General features: G+C 72.3%; 7 protein-coding genes and 2 tRNA genes. 4 read left to right on the plus strand and 5 right to left on the minus strand.

Going from position 1 to position 6,783, the window contains the following annotated elements:
* Positions 1–171: 171 nt before the first annotated feature.
* Together GXW78_RS27475 and GXW78_RS27480 are read right to left on the minus strand one after the other, a co-directional pair.
* A tRNA-Gly gene (locus GXW78_RS27475) sits at positions 172–245 on the minus strand.
* Between the two features lie 78 nt (positions 246–323).
* A tRNA-Tyr gene (locus GXW78_RS27480) sits at positions 324–406 on the minus strand.
* 129 nt (positions 407–535) lie between these two features.
* On the opposite strand from GXW78_RS27480, the gene rlmB reads away from it, so the two are divergent.
* The 3 genes from rlmB to GXW78_RS27495 all read left to right on the plus strand — a co-directional run bounded on the left by rlmB (position 536) and on the right by GXW78_RS27495 (position 4,066).
* Positions 536–1,708, plus strand: coding sequence for a 23S rRNA (guanosine(2251)-2'-O)-methyltransferase RlmB (gene rlmB, locus GXW78_RS28560; protein WP_211872117.1), 1,173 nt, complete (start codon positions 536–538; stop codon positions 1,706–1,708).
* An 84-nt stretch (positions 1,709–1,792) separates the two neighbouring features.
* Complete coding sequence (locus GXW78_RS27490) at positions 1,793–2,560, plus strand: 2-keto-4-pentenoate hydratase (RefSeq protein ID WP_211872118.1); 768 nt, start codon at positions 1,793–1,795, stop codon at positions 2,558–2,560.
* A gap of 81 nt (positions 2,561–2,641) precedes the next feature.
* Entirely contained in the window at positions 2,642–4,066 is a 1,425-nt protein-coding gene (locus GXW78_RS27495) for a dihydrolipoyl dehydrogenase family protein (RefSeq protein ID WP_211872119.1), read from the plus strand.
* A 7-nt stretch (positions 4,067–4,073) separates the two neighbouring features.
* Here GXW78_RS27495 and cuyB read toward each other — a convergent pair whose 3' ends face one another.
* Positions 4,074–4,781 (minus strand): cysteate racemase, encoded by a 708-nt coding sequence (cuyB, locus tag GXW78_RS27500; protein WP_211872120.1) that lies wholly within the window; start codon positions 4,779–4,781, stop codon positions 4,074–4,076.
* Complete coding sequence (locus tag GXW78_RS27505) at positions 4,778–5,539, minus strand: sulfite exporter TauE/SafE family protein (protein WP_211872121.1); 762 nt, start codon at positions 5,537–5,539, stop codon at positions 4,778–4,780. Before GXW78_RS27505 ends, cuyB begins: the two co-directional genes overlap by 4 nt.
* A gap of 74 nt (positions 5,540–5,613) precedes the next feature.
* Here GXW78_RS27505 and GXW78_RS27510 point away from each other — a divergent pair, with 74 nt between their 5' ends.
* Complete coding sequence (locus GXW78_RS27510) at positions 5,614–6,444, plus strand: sulfite exporter TauE/SafE family protein (RefSeq protein WP_211872122.1); 831 nt, start codon at positions 5,614–5,616, stop codon at positions 6,442–6,444.
* Positions 6,445–6,558: 114 nt separating this feature from the next.
* Here GXW78_RS27510 and GXW78_RS27515 read toward each other — a convergent pair.
* The coding region (locus GXW78_RS27515; protein ID WP_211872123.1) for a hypothetical protein at positions 6,559–6,783 on the minus strand (225 nt) is incomplete at its 5' end.

The following is a 6,783-nucleotide window of genomic DNA, read 5'->3' on the forward strand; positions in this document are numbered from 1 at the left end:
TCAGCGACGTCTTGCCATGATCCACATGCCCGATCGTGCCAATGTTGCAGTGCGGCTTGTTCCGCTCAAACTTTGCCTTCGCCATGGCCCTGTCCCGCTACCTCGTTCGAACCGTTTCTGACGACCCCAGCCACGCCGCGCCTGCGGAGCGACCATTCGACCGCGCTTCGCTGGAGCGGGTGACGGGAATCGAACCCGCACAACCAGCTTGGAAGGCTGGGGCTCTACCATTGAGCTACACCCGCGCCGCGAGGCATCGACCAACCAAGTTTTCCGCTGCTGCTGGCCGGGGAGAAGGTCCCGTCAGCCGGCGGCGGGCGATATGGAGGGGGTTGGATTCGAACCAACGTAGGCGCAAGCCAACGGATTTACAGTCCGTCCCCTTTAGCCACTCGGGCACCCCTCCGCAGCCGCCCTGCCCAGCCGGGCCGACGGGAGCGCGCGGACTATCCGCTTTGCCCACCCGCTGTCAACGGAGGGCGGCGCATCTCGCTTCGCGCTTGCGTCGCCGGCGGGGGTGGTGAGGATGCGCGGCATGCGACGCCCCCCGAAGCGGCCTGATGGCCGCAAGCCCGCCCGGTCCGCCGGAACCGCCGCCTCGCGCGGCCCTGCGTCACGCTCTGGTCACAGCGGGGAGGATGCGCGCAAACCGGCCCGCGGCCGCGCCGAGCGAGAGGCGGAGGAGCCGCGCCGGCCGGCTCGCGGTCGCGCGGAGCGGATCGGCGAGGCCACCCGCAAGCCCGCGCGCAGTGAACGCGGCGCCGACGCCCCGGCCAAGCCCGCCCGCGGCCGCGCCGAACGCTTTGCCGATGATGCGCGTAAGCCTGCCCGTCCCCGGCTCGACCGGAACGCTGATGCACCGCCCAGATCGGGCAGGGGGCGCCCGGACCGCCGCGGCGAGGAGCCGCGCCGTTCCGCCCAGGGCCGCGCCGAGCCCGTTCCCGCACCCCCCGAGCTGGCTCCCGAGCCGCCGCGCCCCGGCGCGGGCGCTGGCTCCGGCGCTTACTGGATCTACGGCCATCACGCGGTGCTGGCGGCGCTGTCCAACCCACGCCGCAAGCCGCGCCGGCTGCTCACCACGACGGATGCCGAGATCGCCCTGCGGGACAGCTTCGACGGGCCGTGGCGCGTCACCCCCGAACGTGCCGACCGCGCCCGCTTCCAGACCTTCCTTACCGAGGATGCGGTGCACCAGGGCATCGCCCTGCTCGCCGAGCCGCTGGAGGCGTTCGACCTCGAGGACGCGATTGCCGCATCCGAGGGGCCGGTGCTGCTGCTCGATCAGGTCACCGACCCGCGCAACGTCGGTGCCGCCCTGCGTGCCGCGGCGGCGTTCGGGGCGGCCGCGGTGGTGATGCAGGACCGTCACGCGCCGCATGAGACCGGCACGCTGGCCCGCGCCGCATCCGGCACGCTCGATATCGTGCCGGTGGTGCGGGAGGTGAACCTGTCCCGCGCGATCGCGACGCTCCAGAAGGCCGGGTTCTGGGTGCTCGGCCTGGCGGGGGAGGGGAAGCGCACGCTGGCCGAGGCCGTGCCACGGGACCGCCGCGTGGCACTGGTGCTGGGTGGCGAGGAGGCCGGCCTGCGCCGGCTGCAGCGCGAGACCTGCGACGAGCTGGTCCGCCTGCCGATGGCCGAGGGTGTGGAGAGCCTGAACGTCTCGACGGCGGCGGCGGTCGCACTCTACGAGATCGTGCGACGCTGAAGCCGGCGGCGCCGCGACGCCGTGCCGGTCTTGCCCGGCATCGGCGGCGCGGCGACCATGACGGCAATACGGAGGAACCCTGCCATGGCATCCGACGCCGCCGAGGCCATCATCGAAGCGCGCCGCAGCCGGCGCATCCTGGCCCCGCTTGGCGCCGCCGCGCCGCAGACGGTCGAGGCAGGCTACGCCGTGCAGAAGGAGATCGCGCTCCGGCTCGGCGGCGTGCCGCCCGCCGGCTTCAAGATCGGCGCGACGACGAGGCAGATGCAGAGCTATCTCGGCCTCACCGGCCCGGCTGCCGGCTTCGTGCCCAAGGCCGGGCTGCGCGCCTCGCCAGCCACGGCGCGCCATGCCGACTACGTCGATCCCGGCGTGGAATGCGAGGTCGCGCTGCGCCTCGCGCGCGATATCGCCCCCGGGCCCTGTACCCGCGCGGACGCCGAGGCCGCTGTCGGTGAAGTCTTCGCCGCCATGGAGATCGTCGATCGCCGCTATGGCGACCTCGCCGTGCTGGGCACGCCGACGCTGATCGCCGACCAGGTGTTCCACGCCGGCGGCGTGCTCGGCACACCGGTGGCGGATTGGCGGTCGATCGATCTCGGCGCCACGCGGGGACGGCTGTCGGTGAATGGGGAGGTGAAGGCGGAGGGCATCGGCGCCGATCTGCTCGGCCACCCCTTCGAGGCGCTGGCCTGGCTCGCTGCCTCCCCCGGCGCGGCGGCCTTCGGCGGGCTGCGCGCGGGGCAGGTGGTGTTCCTGGGTTCGGTCACGCCGCCGATCTGGCTCGACGGGCCCTGCACGGCGGTGGTGGAGTTCGACACGCTGGGCCGGGTCGAGCTGACCTTGCGCTGACCCGCGCCGCGCCGCCCTGGTCCATCGGCGCATCCTCGCCTATGCCCGCCCCCGGCGGCCGGGGCGGAGAGGGGGAGCGCGATGCCTGATGTCGATGTGGCGGTGATCGGCGGCGGGGCGGCAGGGGCCTCGATCGCGGCGATCTCGGCCGGGCTGGGGCTGAAGGTCGCGCTGTTCGAGCGTGGCGCGATCGGCGGCAGCGGGCTCAATGCCGGCTGCGTGCCGTCGAAGGCACTCCTGGCGGCGGCGCGCGCCGCCGCCGACGCGCGCCGGGCACATCGCTTCGGCATTCGCATCGCGGAACCTGCGATCGACTGGCCGGGGGTGCGGGCGCATGTGGGCCAGGCGGCGGCGGCCCTCGCGCCGAACCATGCCGAGGAGCGCTTCCGCGCGATGGGCGCGACCGTCGTGCGCGCGGCCGCCCGCTTCGCCGGCCGGGACGTCATCGATGCCGGCGGGCGGCGCTACCGCTTCCGGCGGGCCGTGGTGGCGGCCGGGTCGTCGCCGGTCGTGCCGTCCATTCCCGGCCTGTCGGAGGTGCCGTTCCTGACGACGGACACGCTGTTCGGCCTGGAGGAACGGCCGGGCCACCTGCTGATCCTCGGCGGTGGGCCGATCGGCCTGGAATTGGCGCAGGCCCATGCGCGGCTGGGCTGCCGGGTGACGGTGGTCGAAGCCGCTGCCATTGCCGGGCGGGAGGACCCCGAATGCCTGGCGCCGCTGCGCCGGGCGCTCGCCGCGGATGGCGTCGTACTGCGCGAGGGCAGCAGGGTGGTCGCCGCCGAACCGCATGAGGATGGCGTCGCGCTTCGTCTCGAGGACGATGAGCAACTGACCGGGACGCATCTGCTGATCGCCGTGGGCCGGGCGCCACGGCTGGCGGGTCTCGACCTCGCCGCGGCGGGGATCGCCTTCACGCCGCGCGGCGTGACAACGGACCGGGCGCTGCGGTCGGTCTCCAACCGGCGGGTCTGGGCGGCGGGCGACATCGCCGATCCGCAGGGGCTCGGGCCGCGCGGCTTCACCCATGCCGGCATGCAGCATGTCGGGATCGTCGCGAAATCGATGCTGTTCCGCCTGCCGGCGCGCCTGTCCTACGACGCCTTCCCGCGCGTCGTCTTCACCGATCCGGGGATCGTGCAGATCGGCCCGACAGAGGCGGAGCTTCGCGCCGCCGGCCGCAGCGGCCTGGTCGTCCTGCGCTGGCCGCTCGCGGACAATGACCGGCTGGTCGTCGAGGGCCGCGCCGAGGGGCTGGTTAAGCTCGTGGCAGACAGCAAGGGGCGGTTGCTTGGCGCGTCGCTGGTCGGGCCGGGAGTGGACGAGATGGCGGCACTGTTCGTGCCGTTGATCGGTACGAAGCTCACGACGCTGACCGACGCGCCGCTGCCCTATCCGACCGTGTCGGAGGCCGCGCGGCGGGCGGCGGCCGAGTTCTACACGCCGAAGCTGCTTTCCGCGCCGGTCAAGCGGGTGGTGGGGCTGATGATGCGCTGGCTGCCATAGGGCTGCGTCAGCCAGCCGGCCGTGCCCAGGCGATCGCCGCACGCGCCAGCGCGTCGATCGTGTCCGCGACGGGGAACGGCAGCGGCGGGCCGGCGGCGATGCCGAGCGGGATCTCGGTGCAGCCGAGGATCACGCCGCGCGCGCCGCGTTCGATCAGCCGCCGCGCGACCTCGGCAAGCGGCGCGTAGGATTCGGCGATGCGGTTCGCCTTCACCAGATCGATCGCCGGCATGACGATGCGCGCCTGTTCTTCCTCGGACGGGATGAGGCAGTCATAGCCGCGGGCGGCGAGCCGGTCCTGGTACAGCCGCATCGCCAGCGTGCCGGTGGTCGCCATCAGCCCGATCGGCCCTGCGGGGACGTGCAGGCGCAGCAGCTCGTCGCCGGCCGCATGGACGATGTGCAGGATGGGCAGGCGCGTCACGGCCTGCATCCCCTCGAACCAGCCATGCGCGGTGTTGCAGGGGATGACGATGGCGCCGCAGCCGGCGGTCTCCAGCCCGGCGATGCCGCGCAGCAGCCAGGGCAGCGGGTCCTCCCCGCCCGACAGCCGCGCCGCGGTGCGGTCCGGCACGCGGGGGTCGGACCACAGGATGGACGGGATGTGGTCCTGGTCCCGATCCACCGGCGTCAGGAGCGTCAGCCGCTGCATGAAGGTCGCCCCGGCAAGCGGCCCCATCCCGCCCAGCACGCCGAGCACGCGCCCATTGTTCATGCGAACACCCCATCCCAGGTCAGCTTCACGCCGGTCAGCAGCAGCAACGCATAGAGCAGCTTGTAGAACAGCGCATCCGACACGTGCTTCTGCAGCCAGATGCCAAGGTAGACGCCGACGGGTGCGAGCGGCAGCAGCACCAGTGCGGTCGACAGGTTCGTCGCCGAAAGGTTCCCCAGCAGGAAATACGGAACCAGCTTCACGTAGTTGACGATGCCGAAGAACACGACGCTGGTCGCCGCCATCACCTGCCGGTCGAGCCGTCGCGGATAGAGGTAGATCGCGAGCGGCGGCGTGCCGGCATGGGCGATGGTGCTGGTGAAGCCGGATGCCGCGGCGCAGACCGCGCCCTTCACGGGATCATGCGGCGCCGACGCCGACGCCGAGCGGTGCCGCGCCAGCCACAGCGTGCGTGCGAGGAAGACCAGCGTGGTGATCCCCACCATCGCCTTGATCGCGCGGTCCGAGAACAGGCTGAAGGCCAGCCCGCCGACGAGGATGCCGACCAGCGCGCCGGGGATCAGCACGCGCATCTCGCGCTTGTCCCAGCGGCCCCACCAGGCTTTCAGACCAGACACGTCCATGGCGCAGAGCAGCGGCAGGGCGATGCCGGCGGCGATCGGGGCCGGGACACTCAGCGCCATTAGCGGCACCAGGAGATTCCCCGCGCCGCCGGCGAACCCGCCCTTGCTGATGCCGGTGATCAGCACGGCAGGAATGGCCAAGGCATAGAACCAGGGATCGGTCAGGAACGGCAAGGCAGGGTGACGCTGAAAGGGTCAGCGTGTATGCCACAATCTCGTTTTCCCGCCCATCCTGGATCGGCACTCCCATGGAACATCTGAACGACCCCATGTGGCTTCTCGGGCTCGCGGCCGCGATGGCGGCGACGGGGCTCGTCTCGGGCACGCTGGCGGGGCTGCTCGGCGTCGGCGGCGGCATCGTCATCGTACCGCTCCTGTTCGCCGTCTTCCCGCTGTTCGGCATCCCGGAAAGCATCCAGATGAAGCTGGCGGTGGCGACCTCGCTCGCCACCATCATCCCCACCTCGATCCAGTCCGCGCGAAAGCACTACGCGAAGGGGGCGATGGACATCGCGCTGCTGCGGTCCATCTGGCCGTCGATGCTTGCGGGCGTGATGCTCGGCACCTTCCTGGCCGTCTATGTGCGGGGGGAGGGGCTGACGGCGGTGTTCGCCGTGGTCGCGCTGATGGTGGCGCTGAACATGGGCTTCACCGGCGTCGACTTCAAAATTACCGACAGCGTGCCCGCGGGACCGCCGCGCGCGGCGCTCGGCATCGGCATCGGGTCGGTCAGCGCGATGATGGGCATCGGCGGCGGGACGCTCGGCGTGCCGCTGCTGTCGATGTTCGGCGCGCCGATCCGCTCGGCCGTCGCCACCGCCTCGGCCTTCGGGCTGATCATCTCGATCCCGGCGACGATCGGCTTCATCTGGGGCGGGTGGAACGACCCGCTGACGCCGCCCTGGTCGCTCGGCTACGTCAACCTGATCGGTTTCGCGCTGATCGCGCCGACCTCGATCCTGGCGACGCCCTGGGGCGTGCATCTGGCGCACACCATCCCGCCGCTGTGGCTGAAGCGGGCCTTCGCGGCGTTCCTGCTGGTCACCAGCCTGAAGATGTTCTGGTCGCTGGTTGGTTGACGCTGGCGGCCGGATTCCCCGGCCGCCGCGCAAGCTGCCGGCGCTGCCATCCGGCGGGCCGGCTTTCGCGCCATGTGCTCCCGACCCGATGCAGGGCATCGGCCGAGGGGTCGGCTAATCGGCTCTGATCGAAGCGAAGAAGCGCCAGATTTCCCGCGTCACGTCAGGCGCGGGCGGGGTGGCGGGCCAACCCGGTGCCGTTGCGGGGATGGTCCAGAGCACCGCCTGCGCGCCGCCGCACGCGAAGCGGTCCACCTGGATGGCGCCACGGACGGGGAGGGGCTGGGCGGCCGCCTGGCAGCCCGGCGCCGCCCCCCAGGCCGCCGCGACCTCGCGCAG

The organism is Neoroseomonas terrae (genome assembly GCF_018129025.1).
Lineage (GTDB): Bacteria > Pseudomonadota > Alphaproteobacteria > Acetobacterales > Acetobacteraceae > Neoroseomonas > Neoroseomonas terrae.

What these genes read in the sequence shown, in the direction of transcription:
- cuyB (WP_211872120.1), bottom strand. Translation starts at nt 4,781, where the DNA reads ATGAACAATGGGCGCGTGCTCGGCGTGCTGGGCGGGATGGGGCCGCTT.
- GXW78_RS27490 (WP_211872118.1), top strand. Translation starts at nt 1,793, where the DNA reads ATGGCATCCGACGCCGCCGAGGCCATCATCGAAGCGCGCCGCAGCCGG.
- GXW78_RS27495 (WP_211872119.1), top strand. Translation starts at nt 2,642, where the DNA reads ATGCCTGATGTCGATGTGGCGGTGATCGGCGGCGGGGCGGCAGGGGCC.
- rlmB (WP_211872117.1), top strand. Translation starts at nt 536, where the DNA reads ATGCGACGCCCCCCGAAGCGGCCTGATGGCCGCAAGCCCGCCCGGTCC.
- GXW78_RS27510 (WP_211872122.1), top strand. Translation starts at nt 5,614, where the DNA reads ATGGAACATCTGAACGACCCCATGTGGCTTCTCGGGCTCGCGGCCGCG.